Source organism: Nocardioides marinisabuli, assembly GCF_013466785.1.
Taxonomy (GTDB): domain Bacteria; phylum Actinomycetota; class Actinomycetes; order Propionibacteriales; family Nocardioidaceae; genus Nocardioides; species Nocardioides marinisabuli.
Map to the genome: position 1 here is coordinate 618,503 of NZ_CP059163.1, position 21,178 is coordinate 639,680.

Below are 21,178 nucleotides of genomic sequence, written 5' to 3' on the forward strand. Positions count from 1 at the left end.
TCCTGTCATCTGCGTGCGTCGGGGCGCCGAGCCGGCGCTGGTTCCTGTACGTCGACGTGGTGGCGGTCGGCGGGCACGTCACCGGGTCTCGACACGCGCGTCGCGGCCTCGTTCCTCGGCCGCGGCGCTCGCTCGACCTTTCCACCTACGGCCCGGAGCAAGCTCCGTGCCTAGTGAAAAAAGTGCCGGGTGCCGGTGAAGTACATCGTCACGCCGGCGGCCTTGCAGGCCTCGATGGTGAGCTCGTCGCGCACCGACCCGCCGGGCTGGACGATGGCGGTGACGCCGGCGTCGATGAGGATCTGGGGGCCGTCCTCGAAGGGGAAGAAGGCGTCGGAGGCCGCGACCGAGCCGGCGGCCCGGTCGTCGGCGCGGGTGACCGCGAGGCGGCAGGAGTCGACCCGGTTGACCTGGCCCATGCCGATGCCGACGGCGGCGCCGTCCTTGGCCAGCAGGATCGCGTTGGACTTCGCGGCCCGGCAGGCCTTCCAGGCGAAGCCCAGGTCGGCGAGCACGTCGTCGGGGGCGGCCTCGCCGGTGACCAGGGTCCACGACGACGGGTCGTCGCCGCCGGTCTCGAGGGCGGCGTCGACGGCGTCGCGCTGCTGGACGAGCAGGCCGCCGGAGACCGGGCGGGTCTCGACCCCGCCGCGCTCGAGCGGCTCGCAGACCAGGATGCGGATGTTCTTCTTGCGCGCCAGCACCTCGACGGCGCCGTCCTCGTAGGCCGGGGCGACGATGACCTCGGTGAACACCTCGGCCACCTGCTCGGCCATCGCGACCGAGACCGGGCGGTTAGCGGCGATCACGCCACCGAAGGCCGAGACCGGGTCGCAGGCGTGGGCGCGGCGGTGCGCCTCGGCGATGTCGCCGCCGACGGCGATGCCGCAGGGGTTGGCGTGCTTGATCACGGCCACGGCGGGCTCGTCGAAGTCGTAGGCCGCACGGCGCGCGGCGTCGGTGTCGACGTAGTTGTTGTACGACATCTCCTTGCCGTGCAGCTGCTCGGCGCCGGCCAGGCCCGCGGACCCGTGACCGGTGCGGTAGATCGCCGCCGACTGGTGCGGGTTCTCGCCGTAGCGCAGCACGTCCTGGCGCTCCCAGGTCGCGCCCATCCACGCGGGGAAGCCGGCGCCGTCGCTGGTGTCGGTGAGCACGTTGCCCATCCAGGAGGCGACCGCGACGTCGTACGACGCGGTGTGCACGAAGGCCTCCGCGGCCAGGCGCTTGCGCTCCTCGAGCGTGAAGCCCCCGGCGGCCACCGCGCCGAGCACGTCGGCGTAGCGCCCGGGGCTGGTGACGATCGCGACCGAGGGGTGGTTCTTCGCGGCGGCGCGCACCATCGAGGGGCCGCCGATGTCGATCTGCTCGACGCACTCGTCGGGCGTCGCGCCCGACTCGACGGTCTGGGTGAAGGGGTAGAGGTTGGAGACGACGAGGTCGAAGGGCTCGACCTCGAGGTCGGCGAGCTGCTGCACGTGGCTCTCGAGGCGGCGATCGGCCAGGATGCCGGCGTGCACGCGCGGGTGCAGCGTCTTGACCCGCCCGTCGAGGCACTCGGGGAAGCCGGTGAGGTCCTCGACCTTGGTGACCGGCAGGCCCAGGCCCTCGATCAGCTTGGCGGAGCCACCGGTGGAGACCAGGGTGACGCCGGCGTCGTGCAGCCCGCGGACGAGCTCCTCGAGGCCGGACTTGTCGTAGACGGAGACCAGGGCACGCCTGATCGGGACTCGGTTCTCGCTCACGGACACTCCTGCGGGCTGCGTAGACGACGGAAGGAGGGCACCCAGGCGGACGATGCCCCGACAAGTCACTCCCCGGTGGTCACCCACCTGCGCCAGTCGTGTGGCCGCAGCCTAGCGGGCCGCTCGGCCCAGGCGCACTCGGCGGCCCTCGACGCTGAACCCGTCGCGGGCCATCACCCCGACGGCCTCGACCAGCATGGCGCGCTCGGCGGTCTTGATCCGCTCGTGCAGCGAGTCGACGTCGTCGTCGTCCTCGACGGGCACCGCCACCTGGGCCACGATCTGGCCGGTGTCGACGCCCTCGTCGACCACGAAGAGCGTGCAGCCGGTCACCTTCACGCCGTACGTGAGCGCGTCGGCGGGGCCGCTCATGCCGGGGAACGACGGCGAGAGCGCGGGGTGCGTGTTGACGGTGCGGCCGCCGAAGCGGCCCAGGAAGGCCGGCCCCACGAGCTTCATGAACCCGGCCAGCACGACCAGGTCGGGCCGGTGCGCGGCGACGGCCTCGCTCAGCGCGGCGTCCCAGGCGGCGCGGTCGTCGTGGTCGCCGACCCGCTCGACGAAGGTCGGCACGCCCGAGCGCGCGGCCCGGGCCAGGCCCTCGATGCCGTCGCGGTCGGCGCCGACCGCGACCACCTCGGCGCCGTACGCCGGGTCGGTGCAGGCGTCGAGGAGCGCCTGCAGGTTGGTGCCGGAGCCGGAGACGAGGACGACGAGACGCGCTGGCACGGCGCCGACTCTAACCGGGTCGCTGCTAGGCGGTGTCGGCGTCTCGCAGGGCGCGGCGCGCCCAGACGGTGACGAGCAGACCGCCGACCAGGCCACCGAGGCCGAAGGAGGCGATCGAGTGCACCATCACCTCACCGGCCAGGGGCGCGACGTCACGCATCCGCCCCGGGCCGACCGCTCCCCCGGCGAGGGTGGCCAGCACGGTGAAGCCGAGCCCGGCCAGCGCACCGCCGACGCAGCCGCGCAGCGCCCCCTCGCTCAGGCGCAGGGTGGGGGTGCGCCGCAGGGCGCGCGCCACCACGACGGCGGCCAGCACGGGCGGCAGCGCCACCAGCGCGGTGGTCCAGCCCGGCGGGGTGCCGTTGTCGGGCAGCGCCGCGAGCAGCGGGAACATCGGCAGCGGCCCGAGGACCACCGCGGACGGCGCGACCAGGGTGCCGGTCCCGACGGTGAAGCCGGGGCCCAGCAGGTAGGAGCCGGCGAAGCCGACGGCGTTGGGCGCGAGCAGCAGGCTGACGGCGCTCACCACGACCACGTCGCCGGCACCGGTGTGCAGCTGCGACATCACGTTGGCGGCGGTGCCGATGTCGACGAGGAAGGCGGCGAGCAGCACGAGCGCCGCGAGCAGCAGCCAGGTGGCCAGCAGCCGCCGGGCGATGCCGGCCGCGGCGACCAGCGTCGGGGGCAGGTACGACGACCAGATCGCGGCCCGCCCGGAGCCCACGGCCAGCGCGGGGAGGCCGACCAGCAGGCAGAGCCCCAGCGACCAGGCCACGACCCCGCCCGCGGAGGGCGCGGTCGCGGCGGTGGCGCCCAGCGCGTGGGTCAGGACGCCGACCACCACGTAGCCCAGCGCGAGGTAGGCACCGGCGACCGGCACGGTCCAGTCGCGCTCGCCGTCGCTGATGGCGTCGGCGTCGGGGCCGTGGTGGGAGACCGCCTCGCCGACCCGGCGCCCCAGGCGCCACAGCGCCCAGGCGGCGACGAGGGTGATCCCCAGCGGCACCGCGGTGACGGCCACCCCGTCGACCTGCACGCCCGAGCCGTGGCCCATCAGCCAGGCCAGGGCACCCACGCGCAGCCCGTCGCTCGGGGTGCCGTGGGCGCCCGCGTCGGTGAGGAACCAGCCGCTCACGCCCAGCGCCAGGCACACCAGCAGCGGGCCCAGCGCGGCGCCGGCCCCACCGGCCACCGAGACCAGCGCGAGCGGCCAGCGACGGGGTGCGGCCGCGCGGGCGGACCCGCGGGGGGGTGCGGGAGGCGGACGAACCGGGCAGCAGCGAAGTCATGACCGCTCCATCCTCGCGCGCGCCGCACGCCCCCGGGCGCCGCCACGCCGACTCGCAGCAGCCTGTGGCGACCCCGTATCGTCGAGTCGCCATGAAGGATCCCGAGGACTTCGACGCGTTCTACAAGGACGCCCGCGAGCGACTGCTGCTGCAGGCGTACGCGCTGACCGGGGACCTCCCGGCCGCACGCTCCTCGGTGCGCGACGGCTTCGTGCTGGCCTGGCACCACTGGCGCAAGGTCTCGCGGACCCCCTCGGCCGAGGCCTGGGTGCGCCCGCACGTGTGGCAGCACGCGCACCGTCGCCACACCGCCCGCGTCTGGCACCGCGAGAAGGGCCTCGACCCCGAGGTGCAGGCCACCCTCGAGGCGCTCGGCCACCTGAGCACCACCCAGCGCCGGGTGCTGCTCCTGGCCCACCTGGCCAGCACGAGCATGCCCGAGCTGGCCCGCGAGGTCGGCATGACCGACGAGGCCGCCGCCCGCGAGCTCCAGCACGCCACCGCCCAGTTCTCCCTGCACCGCCAGGCCCCCAGCACCCAGACCTCGCTGCTGCTGCGCCGCCTGGCGACGGTGACCGACGAGGTGCGCTGGCCGCGCGCGAGCATCGTGCGCCGCGCCGGCACCGCGCGACGCCGTACCCACACCCTGGTCGGGGCGGTCGCCGCGGTCGCCGCGGTCGGCATCTCCGGGACCCTGCTCACCGAGCCCGCCGGGCTGCGCCCGACCCTCGACCGCGCCGCGGTCTCCACCCCGTCGGCGCCGCCGTCGCCGACCGCACCCAGCGAGGGGGCGCTGGCGCCCGCGCCCGACGCCGAGCCGCTGCCCGAGTCGGCGATGGTGCCCGCCTCCGCGATCGCCGAGCAGGTGCCGGGCCAGGGCTGGAAGGTCGTGGACACCACCGACAACACCGCCGGCGACGGGCTGCTGATGCCGTGCCGGGCCAGCCGGTACGCCGACCCGCAGGTCGTCGACGCGCTGGTGCGCGAGTTCAGCGTCGCCACCGCCCCCGACAACGGCCCCAAGGCCGAGGCCAAGCGGGTCGCCTGGCAGGCCACCGAGGTCTCGCGCAGCCGCAAGGCCGCCAAGGCCGGGTTCCGCACCGTCGAGGGCTGGTACGCCGGCTGCACCGAGGGCCGCACCCAGCTGCTGAGCACCCGCACCGTGCAGGGCGTGGGCGACGAGGCGGCCCAGATGGTGCTGCGCGACTGGGCCGACCCGGTGCACACCTACGTGCTGGGCGTGGCCCGCACAGGCCGCTACGTCACCACGACGCTGACCTCCGTGCTGGGCAACGGCGTCGAGAACGCCCCCGGCAACGCCGAGCTGCTCGGCTCGGCCGTGGACGCCCTGTGCGAGCTCGCCCCCGGCGGCAGCTGCACCGGCAAGGTCCGGCTCACGCCCCGCGACGCCGAGCCGGTCGGCGACGCCCCGCGCCTGCTCGTGGAGACCGACCTGCCGCCGGTCAGCACCGTCGACCGGCCCTGGGTGGCCACCCGCGCGACCCAGGTGCGCGGCGCCAACCCGGCCGCGACCCGCTGCGACCAGACCTCCTTCACCGGCAAGGTCGGCGGCAGGGCGGTGCGCGAGGCCGCGACCCGCACCTACCTGGTGCCGGGGGCCAAGCTGCCGGTCGAGTTCGGCCTCAGCGAGACCATCGGCACCCTGCCGGCCCGCCAGGCCGGCACCTTCGTCGATGCCGTGCGCCGCAAGATGGCCAGCTGCGAGGACCGCGAGCTCGGCTCGGAGGTCGTCTCGACGCTCTCGCGCAGCAACGGCGACACCGAGCTGCACGCCTGGCGGGTGAGCATCGAGGTCTCCGACGACACGGTGGTGCGCTACGACATGGCCGTGGGTCGCGTCGGCGGCCGCCTGATGCAGGTCTCCTTCGTGCCGACGCCGCAGGTGCAGATGGCCGACGGCGCGTTCGCCGCCCTCGCCGAGCGGGCCCTGGAACGGCTCCGCTCCGCCCCCTGATACCCGACCTGCGCGATTCCTCCTCCTCTGGTGCAACCGAGGAGCACCCTGGGGCGTACTCCTGTGTGCAAGCACCATGAGGAGATGAGGACGGGTCGATGGACGAACGCGAGTTCGACGACTTCTACGCCGTCTCGTACCCCCGCGTCGTGGCCCAGCTCTACGCCATGATCGGGAACCGGGACGAGGCCGAGGAGTGCGTGCAGGAGGCGTTCGTGCGCGCCTGGTCGCACCGGCGCAGGCTCGACCGCGCCGAGCACCCGGAGGCGTGGGTGCGCACCACCGCGCACCGCCTGGCGGTCAGCCGCTGGCGGCGCACCCGGCTGGCGAAGCGACCCACCGACCGGGCCGTCGGCCCCCGCACCAGCACGCCCCCGCCGAGCGAGGCGCACGTCGCGCTGGTGCGCGCGCTGGAGCGGCTGCCGGAGGCGCAGCGCCACACGTTGGTGCTGCACCACATCGCCGACCTGCCGGTGCACGAGGTGGCCCGCGAGCTCGGGGTGCCCGAGGGCACCGTCAAGGCACGGCTCTCGCGCGGACGGGCCGCCCTGGCGGCGCTGCTCACCGACGACGACGGACTCCAGGAGGGAGCCAGCCATGCCTGAGAACGACGACCTGTTCGCCACCTTCACCCACCAGGGGCTGCCCGTGGAACCGTTGCCCGCCGCCGAGGTCCGCCGTCGCGGCGACCGGATGCGCCGTCGGCGCACGGCGCTCGTGGCCGTGGGCAGCGTCGCGGCCGTCGGCGTGCTGGTGGCCACCCCGCTGGCCCTCGTCGCCGGCGGCGCCGACTCGAGCCGACCGCTCGACCCGGCCGGCCCCGGACCGGCCTCGGCCTCCTCGACCACCTCGACCGCGGACGTGGACTGGCTGACCGCGGTGCCCGAGGACCTGCCGCTGCTCGACGGCCTCCCCGAGGGCGCCGAGCGCTACCCCGACTACACCCAGCAGATCGTGGGCCCCTGCGGCGGCCCGGGGTTCACCGCCGACGGCGCCCTCGACACCGAGGACGCCATCTGGACCGACGGGGTCGAGGCCTCCGAGCAGCGCGCCGTCGCGGTGTACGCCGACGACGCCGCGGCCACCGCCGCCGTCGACGACCTGCGCGCCCAGCTGGCCGCCTGCGAGCAGCCCGCGCCGCGCGGCGACTCGATCTGGGCCGTGGAGCAGGCCTCCGACCTGGGCGAGCAGTCCTACGTCTTCGTCAACAGCTGGTACGCCGACGGCGAGCAGACCGGCGACGCGCACGTGCACCAGCTGGTGCGGGTCGGCAACGCGGTGCTCTACGACAACGCCAACTTCGGCGGCGCCGGGGACCCCGCGGTGGTCGACCTGACCGTCGAGCAGGTGCGCGAGGACTCGGCGTACGTCGTGTCGTCGATGTGCGTCTTCGCCGCCGACCCCTGCGCCGAGCCGCCGGCGAGGCCGGACCCGGTGGAGCCGGCGTCGGTCGGGGCGGAGATCCCCGACGGCTTCGCGCTCGACGCGGGGCTGGTCGTCGACGGCGACAGCGAGGCCGTCGGGCCGGCCGCCGACGGCGACGGCGTCGACCTCTCCGCGATGTGCTCGACGCTGCGCGACACCTGGCCGGCCGAGCCCGTCGACCGGCTCGCCTACGCCCTCGCGGGCCCGGAGTCGCTGCGGGTGCGCGAGCTGGCGACGTACGAGTCGGTGGAGCGGGCCGCCGCGGTGCTCGCGGGGGTCACCGACGCGGCCTCGGCCTGCTCCTCGGTCGGCGGCACCCGCGGCGAGCCGGTCGTCTGGTCGCTGCTCTCCCCCGCCGACGCGCCGGACGACTCGGTGACGTTCGCGATGACGATGAGCGACGGCGGCATCGGCGGGGCCGGCTACCAGCTGACCCGGGTCGGCAACGCCGTGCTGGCCACCAGCTGGGGCGGGGAGTGGTCGACCACGACCGTCGAGCCCGGGGCCGACGACCTGACGGCCGAGAGCGCGCCCGTCCTGGAGCAGGTGCGGGCGGCCTTCGGCGGCTGAGGGCCCCGGAGACGGCGACAGGGGAGGTCCTCCGGCACCTGGTGCCGGAGGACCTCCCCTGTCGGTCGTGCTGGGTGCTGCTGGGTCCTGCTGGGGCTCAGAGGCCCTTGAGGATCTCGCGCATCAGCTCGGCGGTCTCGGACGGCGTCTTGCCGACCTTCACGCCGGCCGCCTCGAGGGCGTCCTTCTTGCCCTGCGCGGTACCCGCACCGGAGGAGACGATGGCGCCGGCGTGGCCCATGGTCTTGCCCTCGGGGGCGGTGAAGCCGGCCACGTAGCCGACGACCGGCTTGGTGACGTGCTCCTTGATGTAGGCCGCGGCCCGCTCCTCGGCGTCGCCACCGATCTCGCCGATCATCACGATCGCCTTGGTCTCGGGGTCCGCCTCGAACGCCTCGAGGGCGTCGATGTGGGTGGTGCCGATGACCGGGTCGCCGCCGATGCCGATGGCGGTCGAGAAGCCGAAGTCACGCAGCTCGAACATCATCTGGTAGGTCAGCGTGCCCGACTTGGAGACCAGGCCGACCGGGCCCTTGCCGGCGATGGTGGCCGGGGTGATGCCGGCCAGCGCCTCGCCGGGGGTGATGATGCCGGGGCAGTTGGGCCCGATCATCCGGGTCTTCTTGCCGTCGAGGTAGGCGAAGACCTCCGCGGTGTCCTGCACCGGGACGCCCTCGGTGATGACCACGAGCAGGCCGATGCCCGCGTCGATGGCCTCGATGCAGGCGTCCTTGGTGAAGGCCGGGGGCACGAACGCCACGGAGACGTCGGCGCCGGTCTCGGCCATCGCCTCGGCGACGCTGGCGAAGACGGGCAGCTCGACGTCGTTGCCGTCGGCGTCCTGGTGGGTCACGGTGGTGCCGGCCTTGCGGGCGTTGACGCCGCCCACGACCTGCGTGCCGGACTTCATCATCAGGCGGGTGTGCTTGGTGCCCTCACCGCCGGTGATGCCCTGGACGATGACCTTCGAGTCCTTGTTGAGGTAGATCGACATAGTTCTTGTGTTCCTCGTCCTTCTCAGGCGTTCGCCAGCTCGGCGGCCTTGTCGGCCGCGCCGTCCATCGTCTCGACCAGCGTCACCAGGGGGTGGTTCTTCTCCTCCAGGATGCGGCGGCCCTCCTCGACGTTGTTGCCGTCGAGGCGCACGACGAGCGGCTTGGTGGCCTCGTCGCCCAGGATGTCCAGGGCGCCCACGATGCCGTCGGCGACCGCGTCGCAGGAGGTGATGCCACCGAAGACGTTGACGAAGACGCTCTTGACCTGCGGGTCGTTCAGGATCACGTCGAGGCCGTTGGCCATCACCGTCGCGGAGGCGCCGCCGCCGATGTCGAGGAAGTTGGCGGGCTTGACGCCGCCGTGCTTCTCACCGGCGTAGGCGACCACGTCGAGGGTCGACATGACCAGGCCCGCGCCGTTGCCGATGATGCCGACCTCGCCGTCGAGCTTGACGTAGTTGAGGCCCATCTCCTTGGCCTTGGCCTCGAGCGGGTCCGCGGCCTCCTTGTCCTCGAACTCGGCGTGGTCCTCGTGACGGAACTCGGCGTTCTCGTCGAGGGAGACCTTGCCGTCGAGGGCCTCGAGCTTGTCACCGGCCAGGCGGGCCAGCGGGTTGACCTCGACCAGGGTGGCGTCCTCCTCGACGAAGGTCTTCCACAGGCCGAGCACGGTCTGCACGGCCTGGTCGGTGAGGACCTCGGGGAAGCCGGCCTCGGCGACGATCTCGCGGGCCTTCTGCTCGTCGACGCCGGTGCCCGGGTCGATCGCGATCTGCTTGACGGCGTCGGGGTTGGTCTTGGCGACCTCCTCGATCTCCACGCCGCCCTCGACCGAGGCGATGCACAGGTAGCTGCGGTTCGCGCGGTCGAGCAGGAAGGAGAAGTAGTACTCCTCCTCGATGCTCGCGGCCGGCGCGATGAGCACCCGGTGGACCGTGAGGTCCTTGATCGTCATGCCGAGGATGTTGGAGGCGTGCTCGAAGGCCTCGTCGGGCGTCTTGGCCAGCTTCACGCCGCCGGCCTTGCCGCGCCCGCCCGCCTTGACCTGCGCCTTGACGACGACGACGCCGAGCTTCTCGGCGGCCGCCTTCGCCTCCTCGGGGGTCTGGGCGACGATGCCCTCGGTCACCGGGACGTCGTGCTTGGCGAAGAGCTTCTTCGCCTGGAACTCCATCAGGTCCACTGATCCACCAGTTCTCTAGTCATCGATTGCACTCACCGGTGCAGTCGGACACCTGCACCCTGGTTGTCTCCGCGGCACACTAGACCCGTTGGCCCGTCGGGCACGAGGTCCGCCCCCGCCGACGTGACGGAGGTCATGGTCGGAGGTGGTCCAGACCGGAGAGCCGCGCCCCGCCGCGGACGTGACCTCCCCGCGTCCACCTGGTTGTCCCCCACGTGACGGTTCCGGTTTCGGTCGCCGATACGGATCCGTTACAGTTCCTGACCGTTGCGCCCGATCACCCCTTCGGGCGATCATCCCCCCGATGCCGACAGACGGAGAGCCTTCCCGCATGGGTCACAACCGAGCAGAGCGCCCCGACTCCGGTCGCGGCCAGGCCGGGACCCTGCTGAGCGCGGAGCCCACCCCGCAGCCCTACGTCGGTCGCCGCCGTGCCGCGGTTACCGAGCCCGTCGAGCAGCTCGAGAACGTCGAGGCCGCCCCCGCTACGCCGTACGTCGGTCGTCGCCGCGCCGCCGCCCCGGCCCCCGAGATCGACACCAGCACCATCGAGCGGGTCCTGGCCGACCTCGAGCCCGTCGACCAGACCACCTCCTTCGCCTCCGAGCAGACGATGTCGCTGCCGCTCGCGTCGCTGCGCACCTCCGACATCCCCTCCCCCGCGCCGGCCGGCAAGCGCCGCGCCGAGCGCACCTCGCGCCCCTCGGTGCTGCGCCGGCTGCCCTCCGGTCCCGTGCTCCTGGGCGTGGCCGCGCTGGCGGTCTCCATCGGCGGCGTGCTGAGCACCACCGGCACCGCCGACACCGAGCTCGCCTCCGCCGCCCCCGCCAAGGTCGGCCAGGCCGGCGCGCTGAGCGGCTCGATGGGCCAGGACAGCGTGCTCCTGGGCCGCGAGGGCGTCGTGAGCCGCGACTCCTCCCGCGACGCGCTCGAGGACGCCTCCGGCGGCAAGCTCGCCGCCAAGGTCGAGCAGCAGGCCGAGCAGCGCAACGCCGAGCTCTCCAACCTCGCCGCCGCCGCCGAGAAGCACGCCAAGGTCCTCGAGAAGAACCTGTGGCAGCTGCCGGTCGCTGGCTACCGCCTGACCGCCGAGTTCGGCGACTACGGGCTGTGGGCCAGCTACCACACCGGTCTCGACTTCGCGGCCCCCGCCGGCACCCCGATCCAGGCCGTCGCCAACGGCACCATCACCTCGGTCGGCTACGACGGCTCCTACGGCAACAAGACCGTCCTCACGCTCGAGGACGGCACCGAGATCTGGTACGCCCACCAGACCTCCACCTACGTCTCCGTCGGCGAGAGCGTCACCGCCGGCGAGACCATCGGCACCGTGGGCTCGACCGGCAACAGCACCGGCGCCCACCTCCACCTCGAGGTCCGCCCCGGTGGCGGCGACCCGGTGGACCCCTACGCGGCGCTCGTCGCCCGCGGCATCACCCCGTAGGTCGAGCAGCGAGGCCACGCCGTTGGTCGAGCAGCGAGGGCCGAAGGCTCGAACGTCGTCGAGACCCCGCAAGCGAGTGGCGTACGGCCAGCGCGTCAGTCGCGACGCGGAGTGGTCACTGACGACATCACCTGACCCCGCTGAGGTGTCGTCAGTGACCACTGTGCACCCGGCGGCACCACCCGGCGTACGGCGAGCGCGCCCGTCACCCGGTCTCGACGACGCTCCTCGCTGGCGCTCGTCACTGCTCGACCAACGAAGCGCCGCCGTTGGTCGAGCAGCGAGGGCCGAAGGCTCGAGCGTCGTCGAGACCCCGCAAGCGAGCGGCGTACGGCGAGCGCGTCACTCACCGGGGTCTCGGCAGCGGTCCGACAGTGACCGGTCGATGGTTCAGAAGTGACCGCTCGACACGCCCCCGGGCCCGCTACAGCTTCTCGACGGGGGCGTAGCGCAGCAGGAGGCGCTTGACGCCCTCGGAGCCGAAGTCGATGGAGGCGACCGACTTGTCGCCGGCGCCCTCGACGGAGACGACCGTGCCCATGCCGAAGGAGTCGTGCAGGACCCGGTCGCCGGGGTCGAGGGAGGGGATCTCCTTGGCCGGCTTCTTGGCCTTGGACGCCGCGTCGGCGCGGGCGGCGGCGGAGGAGAAGTTGCGTCGGCCCGCGGCGGTGGGCGCGCCGGTGCTGCCGCGCTGGCCGCCGCCCCACGACCCGCTCACGTCGGGGCGCGACCAGCTGGTCTGGGCGGCCTCGGTGCGCTCCCAGTCGATGAGGTCGACCGGCAGCTCGTCGATGAAGCGGGAGGGCGGGTTGTGCGAGGGGGCGCCCCAGGCGGAGCGCACCAGCGCCCGGGAGAGGTGCAGCCGCTCGCGGGCGCGGGTGATGCCGACGTAGGCCAGGCGGCGCTCCTCCTCGAGCTCCTTCTGGTCACCGAGGGCGCGTGAGTGCGGGAAGACGCCGTCCTCGAGGCCGGTGAGGAAGACGACCGGGAACTCCAGGCCCTTGGCGGTGTGCAGCGTCATCAGGGTGACCACGCCGGTGTTGTCGGGGTCGTCGTCGGGGATCTGGTCGGCGTCGGCGACCAGGGCGACCCGCTCGAGGAAGTCGCCGAGGCCGACGGCCACCACGCCCTCCTCGATGTCGGCGGGGTCGACCGACGGGCCGGGCTGGGGGTCCTCGGCGAACTCGCGGGCCACGGCGACGAGCTCGGCGAGGTTCTCGAGCCGGGTGGCGTCCTGGGGGTCGTCGGAGTCCTCGAGCGCGGTCAGGTAGCCCGAGCGCGCGAGCACCGACTCGAGGATGACGTCGGGGCGCTCCCCGCCGTCGACCATCGACTGCAGCTCCTCGACCATGTCGACGAAGCCGCGGATCTGGGTCAGCGAGCGGGTCGCCAGGCCCGGGGCCTGCTCGGCCCGGCGCAGCGCCTCCCAGAAGGTCAGCTGCTCGCGCTCGGCCAGCGCGTTGACGCAGGCCACCGCCCGGTCGCCGATGCCGCGCTTGGGGGTGTTGAGGATGCGGCGCAGCGAGACCTGGTCGGCCGGGTTGGCCAGCATCCGCAGGTAGGCCAGCGCGTCGCGCACCTCGCGGCGCTCGTAGAAGCGCACCCCGCCGACGACCTTGTAGGGCTGGCCGGTGCGCATGAACACCTCCTCCAGCACCCGTGACTGGGCGTTGGTGCGGTAGAAGACCGCCACGTCGCCGGCGCGCACGCCGGCGTCGGCGAGCTTGTCGATGCGCTCGGAGACGAAGCGGGCCTCGTCGTGCTCGTCGTCGGCGACGTAGCCCACGATCCGCTCGCCCTCCCCCGCGTCCGACCACAGCCGCTTGGGCTTGCGGCCGCGGTTGTTGCCGATGACGGCGTTCGCGGCGGTGAGGATGGTCTGGGTGGAGCGGTAGTTCTGCTCCAGCAGCACCGAGCCCGCGTCGGGGAAGTCCTGCTCGAAGTCGAGGATGTTGCGGATGTTGGCGCCGCGGAAGGCGTAGATCGACTGGTCGGCGTCACCCACGACCATCAGCTCGGCCGGCGCCACCCGCTCCGCGCCCGTCTCCTCCGGCTGCTCGGCGCACAGCTGGTGGATCAGCGCGTACTGCGCGTGGTTGGTGTCCTGGTACTCGTCGACCAGCACGTGGCGGAAGCGGCGCCGGTAGGTCTCGCGCACGTCGGGGAACTGCTGGAACAGCTGCACCGTCGCCATGATCAGGTCGTCGAAGTCGAGGGCGTTGGCTTCGCGCAGCCGGCGCTGGTAGAGCGCGTAGACCGAGGCGTAGGTCTCCTCGAGCTTGTTGCGGGTCTCGGCGGCGACCTGGTCGGGGTCGCGCAGCTCGTTCTTCTGGTCGGAGACCCAGTTGAGCAGCGCCCCGGGCTGGTAGCGCTTGGGGTCGAGGTCGAGGTCGTTGCACACCAGCGACATCAGCCGCTTCTGGTCGGCGGCGTCGTAGATGGAGAAGTTCGACTTCCAGCCGAGCTTGTCGGCCTCCTTGCGCAGGATGCGCACGCACGCGGAGTGGAAGGTCGAGACCCACATGATCCGGGCGCGCCGGCCCACGAGGTCCTCGACGCGCTCCTTCATCTCGGCCGCGGCCTTGTTGGTGAAGGTGATCGCCAGCACCGAGCCGGGGTGCGCGCCGCGCTCGGAGATCAGCCAGGCGATGCGCCGGGTCAGCACCCGGGTCTTGCCCGAGCCGGCGCCGGCCACCACCAGCAGCGGGGCGCCCTCGTGGACGACGGCGGCGCGCTGGGGGTCGTTGAGCCCCTCCAGCAGCTCCTCGCGCGAGGGGCCGCGGCGTGGCGTGCGCGGCTCGTCGGCGGCGGGTCGGAGGTGCTCGAATCCGGGCAGGGTGGTGGGTTCGCTCATGCTGGGGCCAGCCTACGTGCGAGCGCCCCCACCCCCTGCCCGGCGGTCCTCGGTGCGACCTCAGAGACCGGCGCCGTCGGCGCGGCGCAGGAACTCCAGGTGCCGCTCGTACTGGTCGAGCACGTCGTCGATGAGCTGGGTGTGGGTGTAGCCCATGACGTCGTAGTCCTGGCCGCCGTCGCGCAGGTGCACCTCGAGGCGGCAGTAGCGCTCGTTGCCGCGCGGCGCCCAGCCGCCGTACGCCGGGATCGGCACCGTGCGCCGCTGCACCTTGTAGTGGAAGGCCAGCTCGGCGCCGACGTCGGCGAGCAGCTCGATGGCCGGCTCGCCGCGCTCGTCGACGACCGAGACCACCTCGGCGCCCACGCCCTGCTCGCGCAGCTCGCCGGCGACCTCCTCGAGGGCCGGGACCACCACGGTGGACTCGAACTCCTCGACCCGTTCGGCCGAGGGGAAGGTCATCACCCGGCGCACCCGCGACTGCCACGGCACGTGGCGACGCGGGTCGGGTGCCGTGGTGCGGCTCGAGAGCGCACCGGGCAGGGCCGAGCGGCGGCTGTCGACCATGTGGCCCTCGATGGCCAGCGCCCGGTAGAGCCCCCACATCACCACGATCATCACGAACGCGAAGGGCAGGCCGACGATCACGGTGGCGTACTGCAGCGCGTAGATGCTGCCGGCCGCCAGGATGGCCAGGGTCAGGGCACCGGTCACCACGGCCCAGAAGACCCGCAGGCCGGCGCCGGCGTCGTCGTTGACGGTGCGCAGCCGCGAGGTCAGGTTGCCCATCACCAGGGCGCCGGAGTCGGCGGAGGTGACGTAGAACAGCAGCCCGACCACGATGGCCAGGGTGGCGACCACCGGGAAGGCGGGGTACTCCTGCAGCAGCGCCCACAGCCCCTCGGACGGGTCGACCGCCTCGGCCGCGGCCTCGGCGAAGTCGGTGTTGCCGCTGCGGATCTCGCCGATGGCGGCGTTGCCGAAGATCGCGACCCACATCAGGATGTAGCTGAACGGGATGATCATGGTGCCGGCCACGAACTGCTTGATGGTGCGCCCGCGCGAGATGCGGGCCAGGAACAGCCCGACGAAGGCGGCCCAGGCGATCCACCAGGCCCAGAAGAACAGCGTCCAGAAGCTCATCCAGTCGCCGGTGTCCTCGTAGGCGAAGGTCTGCATCGTCATGTCGGGGAAGAGCCGCGCGTAGTCGCCGACGTTGAGCACCAGCGCGTTGAGCAGGTACGCCGTGCGGCCGGTGACCAGCACGTAGACCGCGAGCAGGATCGCCAGCAGCACGTTGAGCTGGGAGATGCGCTTGATGCCCTTCTCGATGCCGCTGACGGCCGAGAAGGTGGCGATCGCGACCGCGAGCACGATCAGCGCGGTCTGCGTCGCCAGGCCCTGCGGCACCCCGAAGACCACGTTGAGCCCGACGTTGAGGCTGACCACGCCGATGCCCAGCGAGGTGGCCACGCCGAAGATGGTGCCGATCACCGCCGCGGTGTCCACGGCGTGCCCGATCGGGCCGTCGACGCGCTTGCCGACCAGCGGGAAGAGCGCCGAGCGAACCGCCAGCGGCAGGTTCATCCGGTAGGCGAAGTAGGCCAGCGCCATGCCCATCAGCGCGTACATGCCCCACCCGGAGATCCCGTAGTGGAAGAGCGTCCACACGGTCGCCTCGCGCGCGGCGGTCACGGTCTCGCCCTGGATCGAGGGCGGGGCGAGGTACTGGGTGACGGGCTCGTAGACGGCGAAGAACATCAGGTCGGTGCCGATGCCGGCAGCGAACAGCATCGCCGCCCAGGCCCCGGTCGAGAACTCGGGCTTGGAGTGCTCGGGGCCCAGGCGCACCGAGCCGTAGCGGGAGAAGCCGAGGTAGATCACGAAGATCAGCACCGCGGTGGTCAGGGCGATGTAGAACCAGCCGAACCAGGTGGAGACCCAGCCGACGACGCCCTCCAGGGTGCTGAACGCGTGGTCGGGCGCCACGACGCACCACACCGTGACCGCGAGCGAGATCAGGGCCGACGGCACGAAGACCGGCAGGTTGATGCGGGCCGACGGCTCCCCGGAGGGGTCGGGGTCGAGCCGCCCGGGGGTCCCGGTGGTGTCGGTGCTCATGACTGGCCTCCCATGGTCCCGGCGGGCTGGTTGCTGCCCCGCACCGTGCCGGGTGCGGCGTCGTTGCGCGGATCCCCCTCGGGGTAGAGCGGCATCCCCGCGCCGTGCTTGTAGTACGGCACGTCGAGCGGGGCGAGGGGCTCGTTGCCGGCGATCAGGTCGGCGGCCTTCTCGGCCAGCATCATCACCGGGGCGTAGATGTTGCCGTTGGTCACGAACGGCATCACCGAGGCGTCGACGACGCGCAGGCCCTCGACCCCGTGGACACGCATCGTGGCCGGGTCGACGACCGCCATGTCGTCGGTGCCCATCTTGGCGGTGCACGAGGGGTGCAGGGCGGTCTCGGCGTCCTCGGCGACCCAGTCGAGGATCTCCTGGTCGGTGCTGACCCCCGGCCCGGGCGAGATCTCGCCGGCCGAGAAGGCCGCGAACGCCGGCTGCTCGAGGATGTGGCGCGCCGCGCGCACCATCTCGATCCACTCCTGGCGGTCGCGCTCGGTGGAGAGGTAGTTGAACTGCAGCGCCGGGTGCTGCATCGGGTCGCGGCTCTTGATGCGCAGCGAGCCGCGCACGTCGGAGTACATCGGCCCGATGTGCACCTGGTAGCCGTGCTCGGCGGCCGGCTGCGAGCCGTCGTACCGGATCGCGATCGGCAGGAAGTGGAACATCAGGTTGGGGTAGGCGACCTCGTCGTTGCTGCGGATGAACCCGCCGGCCTCGAAGTGGTTGGAGGCCCCGACGCCGCGCCGGCCGAAGAGCCACTCGGCGCCGATGCGCGGCTTGTGGCGGTGCTTGAGCCACGGCGCGATCGAGACCGGCTGCTTGGCGGCGTGCTGGATGTAGACCTCGAGGTGGTCCTGCATGTTCTCGCCCACGCCGGGCAGGTCGGCGAGCACGTCGATGCCCAGGCTGCGCAGGTGGTCGGCCGGGCCGATGCCCGTCAGCTGCAGCAGCTGCGGGGAGTTGATGGCTCCGCCGCAGAGGATGACCTCGCCGGCCTCGACGCTGCGCTTGAGCCGCCCGCCGCGCACGTAGTCGACACCGGTCACGCGCGTGCCCTGCGTGCGCAGCCCGGTGACCATCGCCAGGGTCTGCACGTCGAGGTTCTTGCGGTTCATCACCGGGTGCAGGTAGGCCTGGCTGGCGCTGAGCCGGCGACCGCGGTGGACGTTGCGGTCGAACTTGGCGAACCCCTCCTGGCGGTAGCCGTTGACGTCGTCGGTGAGCGGGTGGCCGGCCTGCTGCACGGCCTCGAAGAACGCGCCGAAGAGCGGCGAGCTGGCCGAGCCGCGCTCGAGGACCAGCGGCCCGGAGCCGCCGCGCCAGGCGTCGGCGCCCGCGGTGCAGGTCTCCATCCGCTTGAAGTAGGGCAGGCAGTGGGCGTAGTCCCACTGCTCCATCCCGGCCTCGGCGGCCCAGCGCTCGTAGTCGGCGGGGTTGCCGCGCTGGAAGATCATCCCGTTGATCGACGACGACCCGCCCAGCACCTTGCCGCGCGCGTGGTAGACCCTGCGCCCGCCCATGTGCGGCTCGGGCTCCGACTCGTACTTCCAGTCGTAGAGCCGGTTGCCGATCGGGTACGGCAGCGCCGCGGGCATGTGGATGAACGGGTCGAGCTTGGTGTCGTTGCGCCCGGCCTCGAGCACCAGCACGCTGGTGGACGGGTCGGCCGAGAGGCGGTTGGCCAGGGCCGAGCCCGCCGAGCCGCCGCCGACGATGACGTAGTCGTACCTCTTGCTGCTCACGCCTGGGTGTCCTCTCGGTCGCTGCGGTCGTCTCGGAACCAGCCGGCGCGGGCGGGCCGGGTGTTGTGCCAGATGTGCTTGGTCTCGCGGTACTCCTCCAGCCCGGCGATCCCGAGCTCGCGGCCGGTGCCGCTCTGCTTGTAGCCGCCCCACTCGGCCTGGGCGACGTACGGGTGGTAGTCGTTGATCCAGATCGTGCCGTGGCGCAGGCGGCCCGCGACCCGCTGCGCCCGGCCCGCGTCGCTGGTCCACACCGCGCCGGCCAGGCCGTAGACGGTGTCGTTGGCGATCGAGACCGCCGCCTCCTCGCGGGCGTCGGCGTCCTCGCCGGTGAAGCGCTCGACGGTCAGCACCGGCCCGAAGCTCTCCTCCTGCACGCACGACATGTCGGCGGAGCAGTCGTCGAGGATGGTGGGCAGGTAGTAGAAGCCCTGCTCGTACGCCGCCCCCTCGGGGCGCGCGCCGCCGACGCGCAGCGTGGCGCCCTCGGCGAGGCCGGCCGCCACGTAGGCCTCGACCTTGTCGCGGTGGGCGGCGCTGATGAGCGGGCCGGTCTCGGCGTCGTCGTCGAAGGGTCCGCCGAGGCGGATCAGCCCGGCGCGGCGCACCAGCTCGTCGACGACCTGGTCGTGGACGGTGTCCTCGACGACCAGGCGGGCACCGGCCGAGCAGACCTGGCCGGAGTCGAGGAAGATCGCGGTGAGCGCGTTGTCGATCGCGGCGTCGAGGTCGGCGTCGGCGAAGACCACGTTGGGGTTCTTCCCGCCGAGCTCGAGGGCCACCTTCTTGACCGTCGGCGCGGCCGCGGCCATGATCCGGCGGCCGGTGACGACCCCGCCGGTGAAGGAGACCAGGTCGACCTCGGGGGCCTCGGTCAGGGTCGGTCCGACCCGGTCGCCCGCGCCGAGGACCAGGTTGGCCACGCCGTCGGGCAGCCCGACGTCGGTGAGGGCCCGCATCAGCCAGATCGCCGTCGAGGGGGTCAGCTCGCTGGGCTTGAGCACGAACGTGTTGCCCGCGGCCAGGCAGGGCGCGACCTTCCAGGAGGTCTGCAGCAGCGGGTAGTTCCAGGGCGTGATGAGCGAGCAGACACCGATCGGCTCGTGCACGACCCGGCTGACCACGTCGGGCATGCCGGTGTCGACGACCCGGCCGGCCTCGGCCTGGGCCAGCGAGGCGAAGTGGCGGAAGACCGAGACGATGTCGTCGACGTCGATCTGCGACTCGACGAAGCGCTTGCCGGTGTCGAGCGACTCCAGCCGCGCGACCTCGTCCTTGTCGGCCTCGAGCCGGTCGGCCAGCCGGTGCAGCAGCGCGGCCCGCTCGGGCGCGGGCGTCTGCGGCCAGGGGCCGTTGTCGAAGGCGCTGCGCGCGGCGACGACCGCCGCCACCGCGTCCTTCTCGCCGCCCTCCGAGACGGTCGCGACGTGGCGGCCGTCGGCGGGGCAGTGGATGTCTCGGGTGGCGCCGTCAGCGGCGTCGCACCAGGTTCCGTCGATGAACAGGTCGGGCACGGCACTCCTCGGGGGTTCGGCGTCTCAGGGGACCTCAGAGTCGAACCGGTGCCACCCGTGGCACGTCGAGCCGCCGACGCCGGGAGCGGTGGCGCCCCACGGGGTGTTCCCGAGGTCTTCGAACCTGCCGGACCCTACGGCCGCGGACCTCACCCCTAGGGGCGTAGCCGCCTACACGTGCGCGGAGGACCAGAAGATCGCGACGGCCACGTTGAGCACGCTCAGCCCCAGCACCGCGGCCCACAGCCCGCGCGAGATCTGCTCCTTGCGCACGTTGGCCATCACCAGGCCCAGCACGGCCAGCCCGACGAGCAGCTTGACGGCGACCTTGGCGTGGTCGACGTCGGCGTCGCCGGCCTCGAGCACCCCGACGAGGGCCAGGCCGGCGACGAAGGCGGTGCCGGCCCCGTCGCGCATGGCCGCGTTGACCTTGAAGGGGCCGGGGCCGGCCTGGGCGAGGGTGCCGCCGATGAGGGCCGCGAAGCCCAGGACGTGCACGAACAGCAGGATCAGGCGAAGGGTGTCCACGGCCGCGATCCTAGGTCGCGCGCGGGCTCAGCCGTCGCCCAGGGCGCGGGAGCGCTGCTGCTGCCCCAGCTCGCCGTAGGGGTAGTCGGTGGCGTGCAGGTCGCTGGCCTCGTCGAGGGCGGCGGTGGCCTCCGGGTCGAGGACCACGTCGATCGAGGCCAGGTTGGCGCGCAGCTGCTCGGTGGTGCGGGCCCCGAGGATCGTCGAGCTGACGCCGGGGCGCTCGCGCAGCCAGGCCAGGGCCACCTGCGAGGGCGAGGCCCCCGCCTGGTCGGCCACGCGGCGTACGGCCTCGATGATGCGCCAGGTGCGCTCGGTGCCCCGTCGCTCCCAGGCCTCCATGCCGCGCCCCGGGTCCTCGCCCAGGCGGGTCGCACCGGTGGGCCGCTCGTCGCGGGTGTACTTGCCGCTCAGCCAGCCGCCCGCGAGCGGGCCCCAGGGCAGCATCCCCATCCCGGCGTCGAGGACCGCGGGCACGATCTCCCACTCGACCTCGCGCGCGACCAGGTTGTACTGCGGCTGCAGGGTCACCGGCGGGGCCAGGCCGAGGGCCCGGGCGGTGTGCACGGCCTTGGTCAGCTGCCAGCCGGTGAAGTTGGAGAGCCCGTAGTGGTGGATGCGCCCCGAGCGCACGAAGCCGTCGAGGGTGCGCAGCGTCTCCTCGAGCGGGGTCACCGGGTCCCAGGCGTGCACCTGGTAGAGGTCGACGGACTCGACCCCGAGCCGGCCCAGGGAGGCGTCGAGGGCCCGGGTCAGGTGGCGCGTCGAGGAGCCGCCGCCCTGCGTGTCGTCGGCCATCGGGAAGCGGGCCTTGGTGGCGAGCACGACCCGGTCGGTCACCTCGCGCGGACGGTCGGCGAGCCAGCGGCCGATGATCTCCTCCGAGACGCCGTGGGTGTAGACGTCGGCGGTGTCGACGAGGGTGCCGCCGGCCTCGACGAAGACGTCGAGCTGCTCGTGGGAGCCGGCCTCGTCGGTCTCGGCTCCGAAGGTCATGGTGCCGAGGCAGAGGCGGGAGACGGCGCAGCCGCTGTGTCCGAGGGTCGTGTAGCGCATGGGGC

The 21,178-nt window shown here is 73.0% G+C and carries 15 protein-coding genes and 1 riboswitch; of the genes, 4 read left to right on the top strand and 11 right to left on the bottom strand.

What is annotated here, in order from left to right; all coding sequences use genetic code 11:
* Positions 1-170: 170 nt before the first annotated feature.
* The 3 genes from purH to H0S66_RS02905 all read right to left on the bottom strand — a co-directional run bounded on the left by purH (position 171) and on the right by H0S66_RS02905 (position 3,666).
* Positions 171-1,745 (bottom strand): bifunctional phosphoribosylaminoimidazolecarboxamide formyltransferase/IMP cyclohydrolase, encoded by a 1,575-nt coding sequence (gene purH, locus H0S66_RS02895; protein WP_219633609.1) that lies wholly within the window; start codon positions 1,743-1,745, stop codon positions 171-173.
* 32 nt (positions 1,746-1,777) lie between these two features.
* Positions 1,778-1,855: riboswitch (ZMP/ZTP riboswitch) on the bottom strand.
* A gap of 1 nt (position 1,856) precedes the next feature.
* On the bottom strand, positions 1,857-2,474 hold the full coding sequence (purN, locus tag H0S66_RS02900) for a phosphoribosylglycinamide formyltransferase (RefSeq protein ID WP_179614053.1): 618 nt from the start codon (positions 2,472-2,474) through the stop codon (positions 1,857-1,859).
* Between the two features lie 25 nt (positions 2,475-2,499).
* Positions 2,500-3,666, bottom strand: a complete 1,167-nt coding sequence (locus tag H0S66_RS02905) for a cell division protein PerM (protein WP_180923775.1) — start codon at positions 3,664-3,666, stop codon at positions 2,500-2,502.
* A 188-nt stretch (positions 3,667-3,854) separates the two neighbouring features.
* Here H0S66_RS02905 and H0S66_RS02910 point away from each other — a divergent pair, with 188 nt between their 5' ends.
* The 3 genes from H0S66_RS02910 (at position 3,855) to H0S66_RS02920 (ending at position 7,733) form a co-directional block, all read left to right on the top strand.
* Positions 3,855-5,738, top strand: coding sequence for a SigE family RNA polymerase sigma factor (locus H0S66_RS02910; protein WP_179614055.1), 1,884 nt, complete (start codon positions 3,855-3,857; stop codon positions 5,736-5,738).
* A gap of 98 nt (positions 5,739-5,836) precedes the next feature.
* Positions 5,837-6,343, top strand: coding sequence for an RNA polymerase sigma factor (locus H0S66_RS02915; RefSeq protein ID WP_179614056.1), 507 nt, complete (start codon positions 5,837-5,839; stop codon positions 6,341-6,343).
* A complete protein-coding gene (locus tag H0S66_RS02920; RefSeq protein WP_179614057.1) occupies positions 6,336-7,733 on the top strand; it encodes a hypothetical protein in 1,398 nt (465 codons plus the stop codon). The genes H0S66_RS02915 and H0S66_RS02920 overlap by 8 nt, the downstream gene beginning before the upstream one ends.
* A gap of 97 nt (positions 7,734-7,830) precedes the next feature.
* Here the strand turns inward: H0S66_RS02920 and sucD are convergent, their stop codons facing one another.
* Together sucD and sucC are read right to left on the bottom strand one after the other, a co-directional pair.
* Positions 7,831-8,727, bottom strand: coding sequence for a succinate--CoA ligase subunit alpha (gene sucD / locus H0S66_RS02925; RefSeq protein ID WP_179614058.1), 897 nt, complete (start codon positions 8,725-8,727; stop codon positions 7,831-7,833).
* Between the two features lie 23 nt (positions 8,728-8,750).
* A complete protein-coding gene (gene sucC / locus H0S66_RS02930) occupies positions 8,751-9,911 on the bottom strand; it encodes an ADP-forming succinate--CoA ligase subunit beta (RefSeq protein WP_179614059.1) in 1,161 nt (386 codons plus the stop codon).
* Between the two features lie 331 nt (positions 9,912-10,242).
* Between sucC and H0S66_RS02935 the strand changes: the two genes are divergently transcribed.
* Positions 10,243-11,355, top strand: coding sequence for a M23 family metallopeptidase (locus tag H0S66_RS02935; protein WP_179614060.1), 1,113 nt, complete (start codon positions 10,243-10,245; stop codon positions 11,353-11,355).
* Between the two features lie 424 nt (positions 11,356-11,779).
* Here the strand turns inward: H0S66_RS02935 and pcrA are convergent, their stop codons facing one another.
* The 6 genes from pcrA to H0S66_RS02965 form a co-directional block, all read right to left on the bottom strand.
* Complete coding sequence (gene pcrA, locus H0S66_RS02940) at positions 11,780-14,209, bottom strand: DNA helicase PcrA (protein ID WP_179614061.1); 2,430 nt, start codon at positions 14,207-14,209, stop codon at positions 11,780-11,782.
* Positions 14,210-14,269: 60 nt separating this feature from the next.
* Positions 14,270-16,330 (bottom strand): choline BCCT transporter BetT, encoded by a 2,061-nt coding sequence (gene betT / locus H0S66_RS02945; RefSeq protein WP_179614062.1) that lies wholly within the window; start codon positions 16,328-16,330, stop codon positions 14,270-14,272.
* Positions 16,327-18,075, bottom strand: coding sequence for a choline dehydrogenase (betA, locus tag H0S66_RS02950; protein ID WP_179614063.1), 1,749 nt, complete (start codon positions 18,073-18,075; stop codon positions 16,327-16,329). Before betA ends, betT begins: the two co-directional genes overlap by 4 nt.
* The gene (locus H0S66_RS02955) at positions 18,072-19,589 is read right to left on the bottom strand and encodes an aldehyde dehydrogenase family protein (protein ID WP_179614064.1); all 1,518 of its coding nucleotides are present in this window, start codon (positions 19,587-19,589) and stop codon (positions 18,072-18,074) included. Before H0S66_RS02955 ends, betA begins: the two co-directional genes overlap by 4 nt.
* A 171-nt stretch (positions 19,590-19,760) precedes the next feature.
* A complete protein-coding gene (locus tag H0S66_RS02960) occupies positions 19,761-20,117 on the bottom strand; it encodes a hypothetical protein (RefSeq protein WP_179614065.1) in 357 nt (118 codons plus the stop codon).
* Between the two features lie 27 nt (positions 20,118-20,144).
* Positions 20,145-21,173 (bottom strand): aldo/keto reductase, encoded by a 1,029-nt coding sequence (locus H0S66_RS02965; RefSeq protein WP_179614066.1) that lies wholly within the window; start codon positions 21,171-21,173, stop codon positions 20,145-20,147.
* Between the last annotated feature and the right edge of the window lie 5 nt (positions 21,174-21,178).